This window comes from Flavobacterium sp. TAB 87, from assembly GCF_001529295.1.
Taxonomy (GTDB): Bacteria; Bacteroidota; Bacteroidia; order Flavobacteriales; family Flavobacteriaceae; genus Flavobacterium.
In genome coordinates this window covers 84,112-102,148 of the sequence record NZ_LLWK01000033.1, presented here as the reverse complement: position 1 = coordinate 102,148, position 18,037 = coordinate 84,112, and the positions used below count along the sequence as shown (strand labels likewise).

General features: G+C 34.1%; 15 protein-coding genes. 7 read left to right on the top strand and 8 right to left on the bottom strand.

The window, feature by feature from the left end; translation table 11 throughout:
* Window positions 1–188: 188 nt before the first annotated feature.
* Entirely contained in the window at window positions 189–482 is a 294-nt protein-coding gene (locus AP058_RS05185; RefSeq protein WP_066307501.1) for a cell division protein ZapA, read from the bottom strand.
* A 4-nt stretch (window positions 483–486) separates the two neighbouring features.
* Window positions 487–777 (bottom strand): hypothetical protein, encoded by a 291-nt coding sequence (locus AP058_RS05180; protein WP_066307720.1) that lies wholly within the window; start codon window positions 775–777, stop codon window positions 487–489.
* 175 nt (window positions 778–952) lie between these two features.
* Between AP058_RS05180 and AP058_RS05175 the strand changes: the two genes are divergently transcribed.
* From AP058_RS05175 to AP058_RS05165, 3 genes are all read left to right on the top strand, one after another.
* Window positions 953–2,638 (top strand): M23 family metallopeptidase, encoded by a 1,686-nt coding sequence (locus AP058_RS05175; protein WP_066307718.1) that lies wholly within the window; start codon window positions 953–955, stop codon window positions 2,636–2,638.
* Window positions 2,639–2,650: 12 nt separating this feature from the next.
* Complete coding sequence (locus AP058_RS05170; protein ID WP_066307500.1) at window positions 2,651–5,104, top strand: TonB-dependent receptor plug domain-containing protein; 2,454 nt, start codon at window positions 2,651–2,653, stop codon at window positions 5,102–5,104.
* 91 nt (window positions 5,105–5,195) lie between these two features.
* Complete coding sequence (locus AP058_RS05165) at window positions 5,196–5,921, top strand: hypothetical protein (RefSeq protein WP_066307499.1); 726 nt, start codon at window positions 5,196–5,198, stop codon at window positions 5,919–5,921.
* Between the two features lie 111 nt (window positions 5,922–6,032).
* Here the strand turns inward: AP058_RS05165 and AP058_RS05160 are convergent, their stop codons facing one another.
* The 5 genes from AP058_RS05160 to AP058_RS05140 all read right to left on the bottom strand — a co-directional run bounded on the left by AP058_RS05160 (window position 6,033) and on the right by AP058_RS05140 (window position 12,037).
* Window positions 6,033–6,734 carry a DUF2971 domain-containing protein gene (locus tag AP058_RS05160; protein WP_066307498.1) on the bottom strand — a complete coding sequence of 234 codons (702 nt, stop codon included), beginning with the start codon at window positions 6,732–6,734 and terminating at the stop codon, window positions 6,033–6,035.
* Between the two features lie 38 nt (window positions 6,735–6,772).
* The gene (locus AP058_RS05155) at window positions 6,773–8,599 is read right to left on the bottom strand and encodes an ABC transporter ATP-binding protein (RefSeq protein WP_066307496.1); all 1,827 of its coding nucleotides are present in this window, start codon (window positions 8,597–8,599) and stop codon (window positions 6,773–6,775) included.
* Window positions 8,600–8,684: 85 nt separating this feature from the next.
* Window positions 8,685–10,412: a phospho-sugar mutase gene (locus AP058_RS05150; protein ID WP_066307494.1), complete on the bottom strand. Its 1,728-nt coding sequence runs from the start codon at window positions 10,410–10,412 to the stop codon at window positions 8,685–8,687.
* A 123-nt stretch (window positions 10,413–10,535) separates the two neighbouring features.
* Window positions 10,536–11,489 carry a glycosyltransferase family 2 protein gene (locus tag AP058_RS05145; RefSeq protein WP_066307493.1) on the bottom strand — a complete coding sequence of 318 codons (954 nt, stop codon included), beginning with the start codon at window positions 11,487–11,489 and terminating at the stop codon, window positions 10,536–10,538.
* 5 nt (window positions 11,490–11,494) lie between these two features.
* Window positions 11,495–12,037 carry a DUF4199 domain-containing protein gene (locus tag AP058_RS05140; RefSeq protein WP_066307490.1) on the bottom strand — a complete coding sequence of 181 codons (543 nt, stop codon included), beginning with the start codon at window positions 12,035–12,037 and terminating at the stop codon, window positions 11,495–11,497.
* Between the two features lie 243 nt (window positions 12,038–12,280).
* On the opposite strand from AP058_RS05140, the gene AP058_RS05135 reads away from it, so the two are divergent.
* From AP058_RS05135 to AP058_RS05120, 4 genes are all read left to right on the top strand, one after another.
* Complete coding sequence (locus AP058_RS05135) at window positions 12,281–12,538, top strand: type B 50S ribosomal protein L31 (protein ID WP_066307487.1); 258 nt, start codon at window positions 12,281–12,283, stop codon at window positions 12,536–12,538.
* A gap of 159 nt (window positions 12,539–12,697) precedes the next feature.
* Entirely contained in the window at window positions 12,698–13,873 is a 1,176-nt protein-coding gene (locus AP058_RS05130) for a GlmU family protein (RefSeq protein WP_066307486.1), read from the top strand.
* Between the two features lie 288 nt (window positions 13,874–14,161).
* On the top strand, window positions 14,162–15,625 hold the full coding sequence (locus AP058_RS05125; RefSeq protein ID WP_066307485.1) for a sodium:alanine symporter family protein: 1,464 nt from the start codon (window positions 14,162–14,164) through the stop codon (window positions 15,623–15,625).
* Window positions 15,626–15,796: 171 nt separating this feature from the next.
* Window positions 15,797–17,431, top strand: coding sequence for an ABC-F family ATP-binding cassette domain-containing protein (locus tag AP058_RS05120; protein ID WP_066307484.1), 1,635 nt, complete (start codon window positions 15,797–15,799; stop codon window positions 17,429–17,431).
* Between the two features lie 70 nt (window positions 17,432–17,501).
* Here AP058_RS05120 and AP058_RS05115 read toward each other — a convergent pair whose 3' ends face one another.
* The gene (locus AP058_RS05115; protein WP_231739544.1) at window positions 17,502–17,804 is read right to left on the bottom strand and encodes a GNAT family N-acetyltransferase; all 303 of its coding nucleotides are present in this window, start codon (window positions 17,802–17,804) and stop codon (window positions 17,502–17,504) included.
* Between the last annotated feature and the right edge of the window lie 233 nt (window positions 17,805–18,037).

Below are 18,037 nucleotides of genomic sequence, written 5' to 3'. Positions count from 1 at the left end.
AAAAGCCTACATTAGATTTATTGTATAAACTCGAAAAGACAAGTTTTGAGCTAACTCATTGTTCAAGTTTCCTCGCCGAAGCGTGGCATACTCTAGTAATGATGATTCGCTCATTTTAATTTGTTAGTGTTGAGTTTACCAAATGTGAACTAATGTAGGCAGTATCTTAGTTGTTATAAAGAACGTATTTATTTATTGAGATATTGATCTAAGATTAAATTTAATTTTTTAATTCTTTCAATTGTTTCTGTTCCATCTATTGCGTTGTCCAATTGCTTTTGCTCTACTTGTGCCGCAAATTGTAGGGCACACATTGCCAAAACATCTTGTTTGTCACGCACAGCATAACTTTCTTCAAACTGCTTAATCATCGTATCAATTTTTTTAGAGGCACTTCGAAGTCCTTCCTCTTGATTGAGTTCGACCGTTAACGGGTATACTCGATCGGCTATTGATATTTTAATTTTAAGCTTTTCGTCCATGTTTTTAGTCAGATAATTGCCCTATACAGTAATCAATTTCGCGAATTAATGAATTTATTTTAAGCTTAGTCTCTCTTTTGTTGTCATCGTTGCCCATTAATGAACTGGCAATTTTAAGTGTATCATACTGCTTTTTTAGAGCTGCAATCTCTTCAGATTGATTTTGTATGATGATTGCGGATTGGTTAATTTCTATCTGTAATTCTTGATTGTGTCGCTCTAAACCATTGGTTTTAGTCAGGAGCTTTTCAAGTTTATTTTCAAGAGTATCAATTATTTCTGCAATTACACTCATTTTACTCTTATTCATTACTTAATCATACAAAGTTAGTATTCCTTTTTATTATTACAATATTTTAAGTGTTTTTTTGAATTAAAAAAATAAACAAGCTTATTTTAATACTTTCTAATTTGTAATCTGAACTGTTTTTATGGCATTGTTTTTTTTATCTTAGCTAAAAATGTTACCTATGAAATTTGTTTTTATTTTTGTTTTGATGTGCAGTTTAGCGTTCGGACAAGCTACTTATCCTACGGACTATTTTGATTCTCCATTGGAAGTTCCTTTGCAATTGTCAGCTAATTTTGGCGAATTGCGTTCGAATCATTTTCACGCTGGTTTTGATATTAGAACACAGCAGCGTACAGGTCTTAAAGTTTTAGCTGCAGCCGAGGGCTATATTTCAAGAATAAAAATTTCTACTTATGGAGGTGGAAAGACATTGTATATTAGTCATCCAAACGGTTACACAACAGTGTACTGTCATTTGGGCAGTGCCGTTGGTGCAATCGAAAACTTTATTAAAGACAATCATTATAAAGAGGAAGCTTACGAAACCGAAATGTTCTTAAAACCAGATCAATTTCCGGTTAAAAAAGGCCAGATTATTGCCTTATCTGGTAATTCAGGAGGATCAGGTGGGCCACACTTGCATTTTGAAATTCGCGATTCAAAAACAGAAAATATCATCAATCCAATGCTTTTTGGTTTTGATAAAAAATTCACCGACACTCAAAAACCTATTTTATCAACGTTGTATGTATACCCATTAAGTGATAGTACAACGGTAAATCAATCGCGCAGACCATTGGTTTTAAATGTTAAATTACAAGAAGATGGATCGTATTTATCGGACCGTGTGAGTGCAAATGGTAAAATCGGATTCGGAATCACAGTTCGCGATAAAGACAATGTTTCGCCATTTAAGTATGGTATTTATAAAGTAGTCTCTTTTTTTAATGGCAATCCGAATTACGAGTACAGATTCGATTCATGTTCATTTGATGAAATGCGTTACATTAATGCTTTCATGGATTATGAGAAATATAAAAGTACTGGACAAAAAGTGCAGCAGTTGTTTATGCGTAAAAAATTTCCGTTAAGTATTATAAAAACGGATGCTGCCAATGGCGTTTTGACTATTGTACCTAATTTGGCTTCTTCTTACCGTGTGGAAGTTTCAGATTTTTACGGCAACACGACCAGTATAAATATTCCAATTCAATATGATTCATTACCGGTACTTATTCCTGCAGCAAAACCAGCTTCAAAATATGTAATTAATTCAGGTAAGGATGCTATGTTTTCAAAAGATAATGCGACTGTTTTTTTTCCGGCAGGAACTTTTTACACTGATTTTTCGATGGATTTTGATGTTCGAGAAGGCACTGTTTATATTCATGAAGACACTGTTCCCGTTCATTCTTATTTTACCGTTACTATCGACGATAGTACTTTTGGAGCTGGGCAAAGAGACAAAGTCTTCATCGCAGAAGTGCGCGGTAATAGATTAAATTATAACGGAACAGCTTTGAAGGGTACTACTTTTACTGCGAAAACGAGAGCTTTGGGACAATATAAGTTAGCGATGGACACAACGGCACCTTTAGTTAAAATCACAAAAGCAATTGAAGGAAAAAATGCAGACTCAAAATCGGTTCAATTTATTATATCTGATGATTTGTCAGGCATCAAGTCATACAATGGATATATAAATGACAAGTGGATCTTGTTTGAGTACGATTACAAAACTAAAAGAATTACGCATGACTTTGCTGATGGAATTGTAGTAAAAGGTTCCAATACTTTAAAAGTAGTAGTGGTTGATAACGTAGGGAATTCAACTACTTTTGAAACACAATTTTTTAGAAACTAAACTTTATTTCTGTTGAATACGTTAAAAATAGCGCTTGTTTTTCTAATAACTGGAATCGGCATTTCAGTTGAGGCACAAAATGCATTTTTGCGTGGAGTTGTATTAGATGAGAAACATCAAACCGTAGCAAGCGTAAATATTTTGTGTTTAGGCAAACAAGCGCAATCGCAAGCAGATGGCTCTTTTAGTATTGAGCTGCCTTCTAATAAAAAGGTAAGTGTCATTTTTACCCATGTTGCTTTAAAAATGATTACGCTGGATTTACTGTTGAATACAAATGAATACTTTGTTTTTAATCCTGTAATGAAGGAACGAATTGAACAAATTGGAGAGGTAGTTGTAAGTCAGACTAACTCAAAGAGAGTTGACGGAATTTTATCTTTAAGCGCTTCTATTGTGCAAAAAATTCCGGGTGCCAATGAAGGAATAGAGAATGTTTTAAAAAGCTTGCCAGGCGTAAATTCTAATAATGAATTGAGCACGCAATATGCTGTTCGTGGTGGAAATTATGATGAGAATTTAGTGTATGTGAATGAAATTGAAATGTATCGTCCTTTTTTGATTCGTTCGGGTCAACAAGAAGGATTGAGTTTTAACAACACCGATTTGGTGCAAAATGTTGATTTTTCAGCAGGTGGATTTCAAGCTAAATATGGAGATAAAGTATCTTCTGTTTTGGATATTACGTATCGAAAACCGACCCAATTTGCCGCATATCTGCAAGCGAGTTTTCTAGGAGGAAGTTTAGGGTTTGATTTTATTTCGAAAAGTAAAAAATGGACTGGAGTTACAGGAGTGCGCTACAGAAACAACAGCTTGCTAGTAAATAGTCAAGATACGCAAACTAATTATACGCCTTCATTTGTAGATGTGCAGACCAACATAAATTTCCAATCGTCAGATGTATGGGAGTTAAGTTTTTTAGGAGCAATTTCGCAAAATAACTACGAATATGAACCTTTAACAAGACAAACAAAATTCGGAACAATCGCTCAGCCACTAACTCTCTCCGTTTTTTACCAAGGTCTAGAAAAAGATATTTATAATACTTATTTTGGCGCGGTAAAATCAACACACAAAATTTCGGATGCTACTACTTTAAAAGTTATCGCATCTTTGTACCATACTACCGAACAAGAGCATTTTGATATATTGGGTCAATATCTTTTAAAGCCTACAAATGCAGTAGTCGGAGATGTAGATTATGAAACAGGAATTGGATCGCAACTCAATCATGCGCGAAATGATTTAGATGCTTTAATTGCTTCTCTTGAAATTAAAGGAAATAACAACTGGAATGACAATAGCGTAGCGTGGGGTGCTAAATTTACAAGTGAATCGATTCGTGATCGATTAGTAGAATGGGAAGTAATTGATTCGGCAGGATTTTCGATCAATCCGCCAATTTTAAATTTACCTATTAACGAGCAGCCTTACGCTACTTACACTGGACCTTTACTGCCGTATCAAAATGTTCGTGCGAACAATTCAAATCAAATCAATCGATTTTCAGGATTTGTGCAGTTCAATCGGAAAAGTGAGGTCGGTAGCAGTCAAATTTGGTATAATGCTGGAGTTCGATTTCAAGATTGGCAGGTTTTAGGTGGAGCCGTCAGGGGAGGTAATCAGATCGTATTTAGTCCACGCGCACAATTTGCTTTGCGGCCCAATTGGACTGCTAATATGATCTTCAGGCTTTCTGGCGGATTGTATTATCAACCACCCTTTTACAGAGAATTACGAGACAATCAAGGTGTAGTTCAACCAAACGTAGAAGCGCAGCAATCAGTTCAAATCGTCTTGGGTAATGATTATAATTTTAAGATGTGGCAGCGACCTTTTAAGTTAGTTTCTGAGTTGTATTATAAGTGGCTTGATGATGTTAATGTGTATAGCATTGACAATGTTCGCATTCGATATGCAGCCAACAATACTGCAGTAGCTTATGCAAAAGGAATCGACCTGCGATTAAATGGTGAGTTTGTGCCAGGAACTGAATCGTGGTTGAGTTTTGGTTACCTTAAAACCGAAGAAAATTATCAAAATAAAGGATATATAGCCAGACCAACTGATCAACGTTTGAAATTTGCTATGTTATTTCAAGATTATATGCCTAATTTGCCAAGTGTAAAATTATATCTTAATTTAGTCTATAATACAGGTTTACCAGGAGGTTCGCCTTCCTATAGCGATTCGTACCTGTATCAAAATAGGCTAAAGGACTATCGAAGAGCAGATATTGGTTTTTCAAAGGTTTTTATTGATGTAAATACCATCCAAGCGAAACAAAATTGGTTGAGTAATTTTAAAGAATTATCGATTGGTCTAGAAATCTTTAATTTGTTTAATAATCAAAATGCAATTACCAATACATGGGTTCGCGATGTATATTCTAAAAACGAATATGCGATTCCTAATTATATGACTTCGCGAGTTTTTAATGTTAAAATGCATATGAGACTGTAATTGTCCATAAGACGGTCAACAAAATGCTGTTATTAATCCATAAAATATTTCAAATTCATTACATTTGAAATTATTTTTTAATACGAGATAGATGAAAAAAATACATATTGCTCTTACCGCTCTAACTGTTTTATTTATGGTGAGTTGTAAAGAGGAACCAAAAGAAAAACCGAAAGTAATTTACGACGCGACGAATATGGAAAAAGCTTCCGCTCGTTACGATTCTACTCAAGTTGCAATTGCCGATCTTCCCATTCAAATGGAAGGAACTAATTATTTGATTCATCCTGTTGGAGATTTGCGTGTGTACGAGAGAGGAACAAAATCGAAATATGGTAGCTCTAGCGTTAATGATTTGAGCTTTACTATTTCAAATTTTGGGGAATATGAAATTACGGGCTATTTGCAGAATTTGAAGTTTCAGAAAATTGATTCTGATTCTATTAGACCGCTTACTGATAAACCTGCTTTGATTTTAACAGCTACGTATTTAAAAACGATTGCCGACAGGACAGGTCATCAGGTCATGGTGTATACCATGATTGATACTGACACCAATCGCGATGGAAAAATAGACACTAGCGACATTAAAGCACTGTATTTGAGTGAAAGTAGTGGCCAAAAGTTCACGAAAATGTCTGAAGATTTTCAAGAATTAATAGATTGGAACTTAGTAGAATCTAAAAATCGTTTGTATTTTAGAACTATCAAAGACACAAATAAGAACGGTCAATTTGATAAAAATGACGTGCTACATTACAGCTATATTGATCTGAATTCCAAAGTGTGGGAAGTGCAGTCGTATCAGCCTATTTAAGATATTGATCTAGATCAAAAATACTAAAAGCCATTGCTCTATCAATTTGAGTAATGGCTTTTTTTAATTCTATTTTCAAAAAAAATAAGATATTTTAAGATAGATTTATATTTAGATCAATATGTCACTTTCTAGATCTGATTTTTCAATGGTGATATCAAATCCTAAACGCTCCATCAATTCAATTACTAAATTTTTATACCAGTTTTCAGACTTAGGATGAATGTATAGCTTTTCGATAAGGTGTCGAATATCTACATTGATCTTTAAGCCATCGTTCAATTTGATATTGTTTTGAGAAGTGTCTGTTATAATGCGGACTTCTCTTTCATATTGAAAACTTTTACGTTTGAATAAAAAAGGAAAAAATAGATCCTCAAACGGAATGTATTCTTTTTTATAGTCGATATAATTCACTTCACCAATATATTGATCGTAATTGTTCTCTGGTTTCAATGCTTTCTTTAAACGGCCTATGGTAGATTGAATCGCTAAACCTTCGCTGTTTTGAGTGAATATTTGCCACATTGCAAACGATTCATTCTCGTTGATGTGCCAGCTACTAACGGCGACTTTTTCGCGATGTGTTTTGTAATATTTTAAAAAATCAGGATTATTTTCTGCTAATTTTTTAATTTCACCAAAAGTGGGTTCGCTAAAAGTTCCTTCATATTGATCTTCAAATTTGTCGGAACGTGACATGAATAATTTTTTAGAAATCAATAAATCTAAAAATTTAGATAGGTCTAAGTATTTCCAAACAATTGTATCGGGATCTGCTGGTAAAGTTATATTGGGATGTGATACGTACATTCTAACAGAAGTATTTTGATACTCTAATATACATCAATTTATTCAAAAGATTGCATCGTTACTAATTTGTTGTACATGCCATTATGATTAATTAACTCTTCATGACTGCCTTGTTCTACAATTTTACCTTTTTGCATGACTACAATTACATCTGCTTTTTGAATGGTTGATAGACGATGTGCGATTACAATGGAAGTTCTATTTTGCATCATGTTCTCTAGCGCCACCTGTACAAACTTTTCACTTTCGGTATCCAATGCCGAAGTAGCTTCATCTAAAATCATAATCGGAGGATTTTTAAGAACAGCACGCGCAATAGACAAACGTTGTTTTTGCCCGCCCGAAAGTTTGTTTCCACTGTCGCCAATGTTAGTCATGATTCCAAGCGGTAAATCTTTTACAAATTCGTACGCATTCGCAATTTTTAATGCCACCAAAATTTCTTCGTCGGTTGCATCTAATTTACCTAATGAAATATTTGCTTTGATGGTGTCATTAAATAAGATACTGTCTTGAGTAACCAATCCCATCAAACCGCGTAAGGATTGTAAGTGAATGTCTTTAATGTCGATGTTGTCGATTTTTATAGCACCTTCGTGTACATCGTAAAAGCGAGTTAATAAATTAGCAATCGTACTTTTTCCACTTCCAGATTGTCCAACAAGCGCCACAGTTTGCCCTTTTTTAATAGTTAAAGAAAAGTCTTTTAATACATTTTCTTCTTCATATTTAAAGTTGATGTTTTCAATAACAATTGAATCGATAAAATCTATTTTTTCAATTGCATCTATTTTACTAGTAATTGGATTTTCTTGGTGCAGAATTTCTAAAACACGTTCTGCCGCAGCATCTCCTCTTTTTACTCCATAAGAAGCTTTTGATATCGATTTTGCAGGAGTAAGAATGTTGTAGGCTAATCCCATATAAGCGATAAAAGCTGCTCCATTAAGTGTTTTATCAATTAAAACCATTTGGCCACCGTACCACAATAAAATCGAAATCACCATAATTCCCATGAACTCACTTGCAGGAGATGCCAAGTTTTGACGGTTTCCAATGCTGTTTGAAAGTTTAAAAAAGCGTTGGGTAGATTCCTGAAAAATACCATTAAAGTAATTTTCAGAATTGTATCCTTTTACCACCTTTAAACCACCGATCGTTTCTTCGATAGTCGAAAGAAAGTTTCCTTGTTCTTGTTGCGCTTTGGTAGATTGCCTTTTTAACTGCTTTCCAATCAAAGAAATTACATAACCAGAAAGAGGAATAAAAATAAATACAAAAAGAGTCAATTTGGTGCTAATGGTAAGCATTGCAATAATCGTAAAAACAATCGTTAGCGGTTCTTTTACGATCAGTTCTAATATGGCTAAAAAAGAGGTTTGCACTTCGTTTACATCTGCAGAAATACGAGCAATTACATCACCTTTTCTCTTTTCAGAAAAGAAAGATAACGGCAATTCGAGTGTTTTTTTATACATCGCATTACGCATGTCTCTCAATATACCGTTGCGTAAAAAAGTAATAAAAAACATCGCAAAATAATCGCAAATATTCTTCAGTAAAAAAATAGAAATTACAACACCAACCATTATTGATAATGTATAGCCAACACCGTAATTTGCTGTTGTTGTAGTGACGTAATAGCTTAAAAAATCTTCGGCAAATTGCTTAAATTCCCAGATACCAGTGTAAGTTGGCTTAATTGTGTTTTGCTTGGTTTGATCAAATAAAACCTGAATCATCGGAATCAAAGACATAAACGAAAGCGTACTAAATAAAGCATACAAAACATTAAAGAAAATGTTCAGGTAAGCGTATTTTTTATAAGGATATATAAAAGGAAGTATTTTTTTAATATTACTCATTGTAGGCTATTATTTTTACCATTAAAACCCGACAGTTTTTTAAACATTGTCGGGTTTATTTTAAAACAGAAGTTTGTTAATCTCTTTATTTCAAATGCATTGCTGCAATAATGCTTTTTATTTTTTCGTCTAAATACGTCTCAGTCGACTCATAATCTTCAACAGAATCCAAATGCGTATTAACACTGATGTAAAATTTAATTTTTGGTTCCGTTCCGCTAGGTCTGGCACAAATTTTAGAACCGTCTTCCGTATAATAAATCAAAACATTTGATTTCGGAATAATCATTTCCGTAACTTCATCAGTCAATAAATTGAGTGCTGTTGATGATTGGTAATCTTCGACCATTATAACGCGTTGACCAGCTATTTCTTTTAAAGGATTCTCTCGTAAATCAATCATCATTTGGTTGATTTCCTCAATGCCTTCCATTCCTTTTTTAGTTAGAGAAACCAAATATTCTTTATAAAAACCATGCTCTACGTAAAGTTCAATCAATTCTTTGTATACGCTACTTCCTGCTGCTTTAGCTTGAGCGGCTACCTCACAAATTAGTAAAGTAGCTGCAACCGCATCTTTGTCACGAACGGCATCGCCGACCATAAAACCGAAGCTTTCTTCGCCACCACCAATAAATTCTAATTCAGGAAAATCCTTAATCATTTTGGCGATCCACTTAAATCCAGTCAAGCCAATTTTGCATTCGACCCCATAACTACTTGTTAATTCCATTATCATGGGAGTCGATACTATGGTAGAACCTACAAACTGTTTTCCGTTAAGTTTACCCGCTTTTTTCCATTGCTTTAAAAGAAAAGACGTCATCAAAACCATCGTCTGGTTTCCATTAAGTAAAATCATTTTGCCCTCGTTGTCACGAACAGCGACACCCAACCTGTCGCAGTCAGGATCTGTCCCCACCACAATGTCAGCATTAGTTTTATCAGCCAAAGCCAATGCCATAGTTAACGCTTCTGGTTCTTCTGGATTGGGAGATTGAACGGTTGGAAAATCACCATTTGGCTCCGCTTGCTCAGGAACAATGTGAACATTTTTGTAGCCAGCCGCTGCCAAAGTAGGAGGTACCGATACAATCGAAGTTCCATGCAGCGAAGTAAATACAATTTGCAAATTGTCTTTTGCTTCTTGTGGGGTATTAAAACTGGCGTGTTCAACCGATGAAGCCACAAAAGCGTCGTCAATAGTTGTGCTTATATATTCAATTAAATTCTCGTCGGCTTTAAATTTAATTTTATCGTAATTCAAACTTTCAATTTCGGCAATAATAGCCGCATCTTGTGGCGGGACGATTTGTCCACCATCTTCCCAGTATACTTTATAGCCGTTGTATTCTGGCGGATTGTGAGAAGCCGTCAAAACGATTCCGCACTGACATTTTAAATATTTTAATGCAAACGATAGCTCTGGCGTCGGACGCAATTCTGAAAATAAATAAACTTTAATTCCATTAGCAGAGAAAACATCAGCTACCACTTTCGCAAGCGTATCGCTATCGTGGCGACAATCGTAAGCAATGACTACTTTTATTTCTTGATTCGGAAAAACTTCATGCAGGTAATTAGAAAGTCCTTGCGTATTTTTCCCCAGCGTATATTTGTTAATTCGGTTATTACCAACGCCCATAACACCGCGCATTCCACCGGTTCCAAATTCCAAATTTTTATAGAAACTTTCTTCCAATTCTTTTGGAGAGGTAGTCATCAATTCTTTAACTGCCGCTTGCGTTTCAGTGTCAAAAGTCGGAGTCAGCCATTCGTTCACAGCTGTTAAAATATTTGGTTCAATATTCATCTGGATGTATCTTTTATATTTAAATAATAATTTTCAGTAGCTTATTCCTGCTATTCACTGTATTTTTTGTGTTGAACCCCAACACAAAAAGATGCCGTTGCTATCAGGGCTAGGCTATCGTTGTTAATTAACTTCTTTTCCTATTTTATAACGGGCTTCGTTGTTTTTAGTTCGCAATATAATTTCACCCAAGAAACCAGCTAAGAACAATTGTGTTCCTAGAATCATGGTAGTCAATGCGATAAAAAACCACGGATTTCTAGTCACTAAACTATAATGCGGGCCTTCATATAAAGAGTACAATTTCATCACACCAATATAAAAAGCCAACAAAAAACCAATTATAAACATAAAAGAACCCAACGCTCCAAACAAGTGCATCGGTCTTTTGCCAAATCGAGATAAAAACCAAATGGTAATTAGGTCTAGAAATCCGTTAATAAAACGCTCCATCCCAAATTTAGTTTCACCGTATTTTCGAGCTTGATGTTGTACTACTTTTTCACCAATTTTTCCGAAACCAGCATTTTTTGCCAAAACCGGAATGTATCGGTGCATTTCGCCCGAAACCTCAATATTCTTTACAACTACATTTTTATACGCTTTTAATCCGCAATTAAAATCGTTTAATTCTACTCCAGACGTTTTTCTAGCAGCCCAATTAAATAATTTTGACGGAATGTTTTTGGCTACAACCGAGTCGTATCGTTTCTTTTTCCAACCAGAAACTAAGTCGAATTTTTGTTGAATAATCATGTCGTACAAATCCGGAATTTCTTCTGGACTGTCTTGCAAATCGGCATCCATAGTAATGATAACATCACCTTGAGCCTTGGCAAATCCAGCATGTAACGCTTGAGATTTACCAAAATTCTTCATAAAACGAATTCCTTTTACATTTGGATTCTCGTTCGAAAATCCTTCAATTATTTGCCAAGAATTATCAGTACTACCATCATCTACAAAAATGATTTCATAAGAATAATTATGAGTGTGCATAACTTTAATAATCCAATTATAAAGTTCTTGCAGAGATTCATCTTCGTTAAGAAGAGGTATGAGTATGGATAAATTCATTTAAATTAGATGCTTTGCGGATTGTTGTTTTTTAAAACTGCTCCCACAATTAAAGAGTATACTAAACCAAAAAAGGAATACATAGCAAGAGTAACTGGGAAAACAATTAATGGATTCATGAATTTTTTAATCATCGACATTCCCATTTCTACTTCTTTACTGGAAATATTTGGGTTTTTTGAAATCATATCTTGTTTAGAAATATATAAAACTTCATTTATGAATTCTGGAAAGACAAGATTAAATATTACACTAAAAGCAGCGTAGATAAAAGCGGCTACAAAAGCGATAGAAACACCAGTTTTTAAACATTCAGAAAAACTTATAAAACCATTGTTTACGTTTTTCTTATAATTGTTACAACCTAAATAGATAAAGAATAAAGGTAAAATTAGATAATTTGCAATGTTCACAATAGCACCTGCGCTGGTGTTTACCAATGATTTCATGCCAATTACATACATGACAACAAATTCTAAAATCATAATAACACCAAATAGAACACCATATAAAAGACCTGAATTTGCAGGTGAGACATTTTTTATCATAATTTTATGCTTAGAATTAATCTACAAATATAGTAATTCCCAAAATACAGCGGGCTATAAATTGCTTTTCGAATTTAACTAAAAAAATAAAAGTAAACTGTTGTTTATTGAAAAATAATTGTAAATTTGCAGACTGAAAATAATTAAATTTTAGAACAAAAAAAGAGTGGTTGCATTTACACCTTTTTCTATTAATGAAAAAGCTTCAAAATAAAAACGCTCTAAATATCAAATAAAAAAAAGATGAGAAAAGGAATCCACCCAGAGAATTACAGATTAGTTGCTTTTAAAGACATGTCAAATGATGATGTTTTTTTAACTAAATCTACAGCAGATACAAAAGAAACAATTGAAGTTGATGGAGTTGAGTATCCAGTTGTAAAAATGGAGATTTCTAGAACTTCTCACCCTTTTTATACTGGTAAATCTAAACTTATCGATACTGCAGGACGTATTGACAAGTTTAAAACTAAATACGCAAAACACATTAAAAAAGACTAATTTGTTTTTTTACAATACAAAAGCCTTCCATTCGGGAGGCTTTTTTTATGCGTTATTTTTCGTGTTTTATGTCTTTAGTACGAATCAAACTACTCAAAAACTTTGTAACTTTGCCCCGTATTTATAAATAACCACTCATAAATAACCAAACAATACGGTATGAACTATATTCTTTTTGATGGCCCAGCACGAGATGCTTTGTTGCCTTTTACTTTTACGCGACCCGTCGCTGATATCCTAATCGGTATTATGACCATTCGCGAAAAGTGGGAGATGCGTTTGGGATCTACTATTACAACTATTACTGAAGAGTACTTATCACAGAAATTTCCAATGGTCGAAATGGAAGAGAACGTCATGATAAATGCCTCATTTTTGCCCACAGCCAATTTGGTTGAAATGATTCAAGATTTAAAGGAGAATCAAGCCATTTACAAAGGCGAAGATATAATTGCTTTTTACACTACAGAAAATCAAGAAGAAGTAGATTTGGACGCTTACGAGATTTTACAATTTTCAGAAGATTGCATTACAGTTCAAAACACTTGGGATATTTTCTCTAAAAATAATGCTGCGATTTGCCAAGATTTCGAATTCGTAACCGCAGACAGAAAATCACAGCCAATTCCTAAAAGTGTTAATGTTATTGCGCCAGAAAATATTTTTTTAGAAGAAGGGGCTAAGTTAGAATTTGTAACTCTTAACGCTTCTACCGGACCTATATATATAGGTAGGAATACAGAAATTATGGAAAATGCCGTTATTCGTGGACCTTTTGCGTTATGTGAAAGTGCTTCTGTGAAAATGGGAGCCAAGGTTTACGGCGCTACAACCGTCGGGAATGGCTCTAGAATTGGAGGTGAAGTCAAAAATTCAGTTATTTTTCCAAATTCAAATAAAGGGCACGAAGGTTATTTAGGAGATTCTGTTGTAGGTGAATGGTGTAATTTGGGTGCAGATACTAATAACTCTAATCTTAAAAACAACTATGAAGAAGTAAAATTGTGGAGTTATGAAACCGAAGGATTTGCAAAAACGGGACTGCAGTTCTGTGGTTTAATGATGGGTGATCATAGTAAATGTGGTATAAATACCATGTTTAATACCGGTACAGTTGTGGGCGTCAGTGCAAATATATTCGGGACTGGATTTCCTCGTAATTTTATCCCAAGTTTTTCTTGGGGTGGTGCTGCTGGATTTACGACTTACAATACTAAAAAAGCTTTTGAAACTGTAAAATTAGTCTTAAGTCGTCGTAATATTGCTTTTGACGCGGTCGAAGAATCTATTTTAGAACACGTTTTTGACGAGACTAAAAAGTGGCGTAGAGATTAAATTAAGAGTAAATAAAATAAAAAGAGCTTTTCCGTAATATGGTAAAGCTCTTTTTGTTTTATTGCGAATTTATAATGGATTTACTCTTCAGCATGATGTTTTAATAATAATTATGTAAATTTAGATGCATTTTTAATAGTTTTATAATTCTTCGGTATTGGTTTTTAAATTTTTAATATGATTATCTATTAGTTTTTTTTCTTTAGATGTTATAGTTTTATACCAAATTTTTATTTTTTGAAAGATTTTATTGCATTTTTAATAATTATAAAATAATAGATTTGTTGTATGGAAGAAATTGTAACGTTTTTGAATGATATCATATGGAGTAATGCTTTAATTGTATTGTGTTTAGGAGCAGGTCTCTATTTTTCATTAAGAACTCGATTTCTTCAAGTACGTCATTTTAGAGAAATGTTTCGCTTGTTATTTGATGGTGAAAGTTCAGAATCTGGCGTGTCCTCTTTTCAAGCGTTGTCGATGTCTTTGGCTGGTAGAGTAGGTACAGGAAATATTGCAGGTGTAGCTACTGCTATTGCTTTCGGTGGACCTGGCGCCTTATTCTGGATGTGGACGGTAGCATTTTTTGGTGCTAGTACGGCATTTATAGAAGCAACTTTAGCACAAATTTATAAAGAAGAAAATAAAGGATTGCTACGTGGTGGACCTTCTTTTTATATTGAAAGAGGTTTAGGAGTAAAATGGTTCGCTACTGCTTTTGCGATTGTAGCTGTAGTTGCCATGGGAATTTTATTACCAGGTGTACAGGCCAATTCGGTTGCTGAAGGAATACAAAATGCTTTTCAATTGGACTCATGGATCACGGGTATTTCATTGGCAGTTATTTTTGCTGCAATTGTTTTTGGAGGAGTTAAACGTATAGCGAAATTTACGGAGCTAATTGTTCCTTTTATGGCAGCAGGTTATATTATTGCGGCTATTATAATTATCGCGGTAGATATTGATCAATTGCCTGGAATCATCTCTTTGATCTTCAAAAGTGCTTTCAATCAAGAAGCTGGTTTCGGTGCTGTATTTGGTTTAGCCGTACAGTGGGGAGTAAAAAGAGGAATTTATTCTAATGAAGCAGGTCAAGGTTCGGCACCACATATTGCTGCAGCGGCAAATGTGTCTCATCCTACGAAACAAGGATTGGTACAAGCTTTTTCGGTTTATATTGATACACTTTTGGTTTGTACAGCTACCGGATTTATGATTTTAATTACGGGAACTTATAATGTGCAAAACCCTGCGTTTGGATCTAAAGGAGAATCAGAGTTTTTATATACAGGACTGGCTAGTGTGAGTCCTGGTGCTGGTTATACGCAAAGTGCTATGGACACAGTTTTTCCGGGTTATGGTTCTTATTTTGTTGCTATCGCATTGTTTTTCTTTGCTTTTACAACTATTTTGGCTTATTATTATATTGCAGAGACTAATGTTTCGTATTTGACACGAAAGTTAAAATCACCATTTTACAATCATTTATTGCGAGCAGTAATGATTTTAGTTATCATTTACGGAAGTGTAAATACAGCAAAATTGGCTTGGGATATCGGTGATTTAGGAGTTGGTTTAATGGCGTGGTTTAACATTATTGCCATTTTAATTTTGCAAAAACCTGCTTTGGCAGCTTTAAAAGATTACGAAAAACAACGAAAAGCAGGAAGAAATCCAATTTTTAATCCGAAAGATATTGGTGTTGATAATGCGCCGCTTTGGGAAGAGTTGTATGAGAACAGAAAATTGTAATAACTTTTCGATCAATATAAAAAAATCCGATAAGCATTCTATCAAGATGGTTATCGGATTTTTTCGTGGTTTAAAGAATAAATTTATGGTTGTGCAATTATAAGAGTATCCAATTGTCTACTTCTCTAATTAATCTATCTTTGCAACTTCAAAAAAAAATCAATCAACGTAATGATTACAGTAAATGATATCTCCGTTCAATTTGGCGGGACCACACTTTTTAGCGATGTTTCTTTTGCTATTAATAAAAATGATAAGATTGCCCTAATGGGAAAAAATGGCGCGGGAAAATCGACTTTACTGAAGATTATTGCAGGTCAAAGTAAACCTTCTACCGGAAGTATTTCTACGCCAAAAGATGCTGTTGTTGCTTATTTGCCGCAGCACTTACTAACGGTGGACGGAGCTACTGTAATGGAAGAAGCATCAAAAGCTTTTGGTGAGATCTTTAAAATGAAGTCTGAAATAGATGAAATCAACGAACAGTTAACTGTTCGTACCGACTACGAAAGTGATGCGTACATGAAGTTAATTGAACGAGTTTCTGACCTAAGTGAGAAGTTTTACGCAATTGAAGAAGTAAATTACGAAGCAGAAGTAGAGAAAATTTTAACTGGGTTGGGATTTGTTCGCAAAGATTTTAGTCGACAAACTTCAGAGTTTTCTGGAGGATGGAGAATGAGAATTGAATTAGCTAAAATTTTATTACGCAAGCCTGATTTGATTTTACTAGATGAGCCAACCAATCACATGGATATCGAAAGTATACAATGGTTGGAAGATTTTTTGATTAATTCTGCAAAAGCAGTCGTAGTTATTTCCCACGACAGAGCGTTTGTAGATAATATTACAAATCGAACTATCGAGGTGACAATGGGACGTATTTACGACTACAAAGCAAAATACAGTCATTATTTAGAGCTTAGAAAAGACCGACGCATTCACCAACAGAAAGCTTACGACGAACAGCAAAGGATGATAGCGGATAATAGAACTTTTATCGATCGTTTTAAAGGGACTTTCTCTAAGACAGACGCCGTTCAGTCTCGTGTAAAAATGCTCGAAAAATTAGTGATTGTTCAAGTGGATGAAGTGGATAATTCGGCATTAAAATTAAAGTTTCCGCCGGCTGCGCGTTCAGGACAATATCCAGTTATTGTTAAAGACTTGACAAAAGCGTATGGCGAACATGTTGTTTTTAAAGGTGCTAATATTGTTATCGAAAGAGGTGAAAAAGTTGCCTTTGTTGGTAAAAATGGCGAAGGAAAATCGACTATGATTAAGGCTATCATGAAAGAAATTGGTATTGATGGCGGTAGTTTAGATATAGGTCACAATGCTCAAATTGGATATTTTGCTCAAAATCAGGCTTCTTTATTAGATGAAAATGCAACTATTTTTGAAACTATAGATAATATTGCGGTTGGAGATGTGCGTACGCAAATCAAAAATATTCTTGGTGCTTTTATGTTTCAAGGTGACGACATTACCAAAAAAGTAAAAGTGCTTTCGGGCGGAGAAAAAACGCGTTTGGCAATGATAAAATTATTGCTAGAACCAGTAAATTTATTAATTTTAGATGAGCCTTCCAATCACTTAGACATGAAGACTAAAGACATTATTAAAGATGCTTTGCGTGATTTTGATGGCACTTTAATCTTAGTTTCGCACGACCGTGATTTTCTTGATGGATTAGCTACCAAAGTTTTTGAATTCGGAAATAAACGAGTAAAAGAACATTTTGAAGATATTTCAGGATTCTTAGCGCACAAAAAAATGGAGAATTTAAGCGAAATTGAAAAATAAAAAAGATGCAATAGTATTAAAAAAGGCAAACTAATTAAAGTTTGCCTTTTTTTTATTGTTAAAAGTGAGCTTACAGTCTAATTCCGGGAGGTAGGAGTTCTTTATACGATGGGTTTTTTTTGAAAAACTGAACAACTCTAGGATAAGTAGGAACAACTTTTAAACGTTGTTCAGTAGCAGTTTCTAAGATGTTTTTAATTAGATTATCAATAAAAGGTTCATTTTTAAATTCTTCGGGAGTGTTTATTTTGGTTAAAAATATTTTTCTATCTTGAAAAGAATATTCAACGCTAATCATTCCTTCTGTTACTGTGGTTTCAAATTGTCTTGCAAAAGTGTTGTCTTTAATTTCAATAGCTGTAATTGGTTCCATAACTTTTATTTGTTTTTTTGAATTTATGCTTTTAAAAGTAACTTATAAGAAAATTATATTCTTTGTTGGTTCTAATAAACCAACAGCTCTCAAAGTCTATTTTGAGTTAATTTAGCAAGTGCAAAGTTAAGTGTTTGAAAGTCAAACACAAAGTGTTTTAACATCTGATTTCTCAGTCTGTCAGAAGGAACAAGCGACGCTTAAAATGATTTGGGCGATTATAAGTAACCAAT

Coding starts and splice junctions, on each gene's coding strand:
- AP058_RS05130 (WP_066307486.1), top strand. CDS start 12,698: ATGAACTATATTCTTTTTGATGGCCCAGCACGAGATGCTTTGTTGCCT.
- AP058_RS05120 (WP_066307484.1), top strand. CDS start 15,797: ATGATTACAGTAAATGATATCTCCGTTCAATTTGGCGGGACCACACTT.
- AP058_RS05160 (WP_066307498.1), bottom strand. CDS start 6,734: ATGTACGTATCACATCCCAATATAACTTTACCAGCAGATCCCGATACA.
- AP058_RS05140 (WP_066307490.1), bottom strand. CDS start 12,037: ATGATAAAAAATGTCTCACCTGCAAATTCAGGTCTTTTATATGGTGTT.
- AP058_RS05150 (WP_066307494.1), bottom strand. CDS start 10,412: ATGAATATTGAACCAAATATTTTAACAGCTGTGAACGAATGGCTGACT.
- AP058_RS05180 (WP_066307720.1), bottom strand. CDS start 777: ATGAGTGTAATTGCAGAAATAATTGATACTCTTGAAAATAAACTTGAA.
- AP058_RS05135 (WP_066307487.1), top strand. CDS start 12,281: ATGAGAAAAGGAATCCACCCAGAGAATTACAGATTAGTTGCTTTTAAA.
- AP058_RS05125 (WP_066307485.1), top strand. CDS start 14,162: ATGGAAGAAATTGTAACGTTTTTGAATGATATCATATGGAGTAATGCT.
- AP058_RS05165 (WP_066307499.1), top strand. CDS start 5,196: ATGAAAAAAATACATATTGCTCTTACCGCTCTAACTGTTTTATTTATG.
- AP058_RS05175 (WP_066307718.1), top strand. CDS start 953: ATGAAATTTGTTTTTATTTTTGTTTTGATGTGCAGTTTAGCGTTCGGA.
- AP058_RS05185 (WP_066307501.1), bottom strand. CDS start 482: ATGGACGAAAAGCTTAAAATTAAAATATCAATAGCCGATCGAGTATAC.
- AP058_RS05155 (WP_066307496.1), bottom strand. CDS start 8,599: ATGAGTAATATTAAAAAAATACTTCCTTTTATATATCCTTATAAAAAA.
- AP058_RS05115 (WP_231739544.1), bottom strand. CDS start 17,804: ATGGAACCAATTACAGCTATTGAAATTAAAGACAACACTTTTGCAAGA.
- AP058_RS05145 (WP_066307493.1), bottom strand. CDS start 11,489: ATGAATTTATCCATACTCATACCTCTTCTTAACGAAGATGAATCTCTG.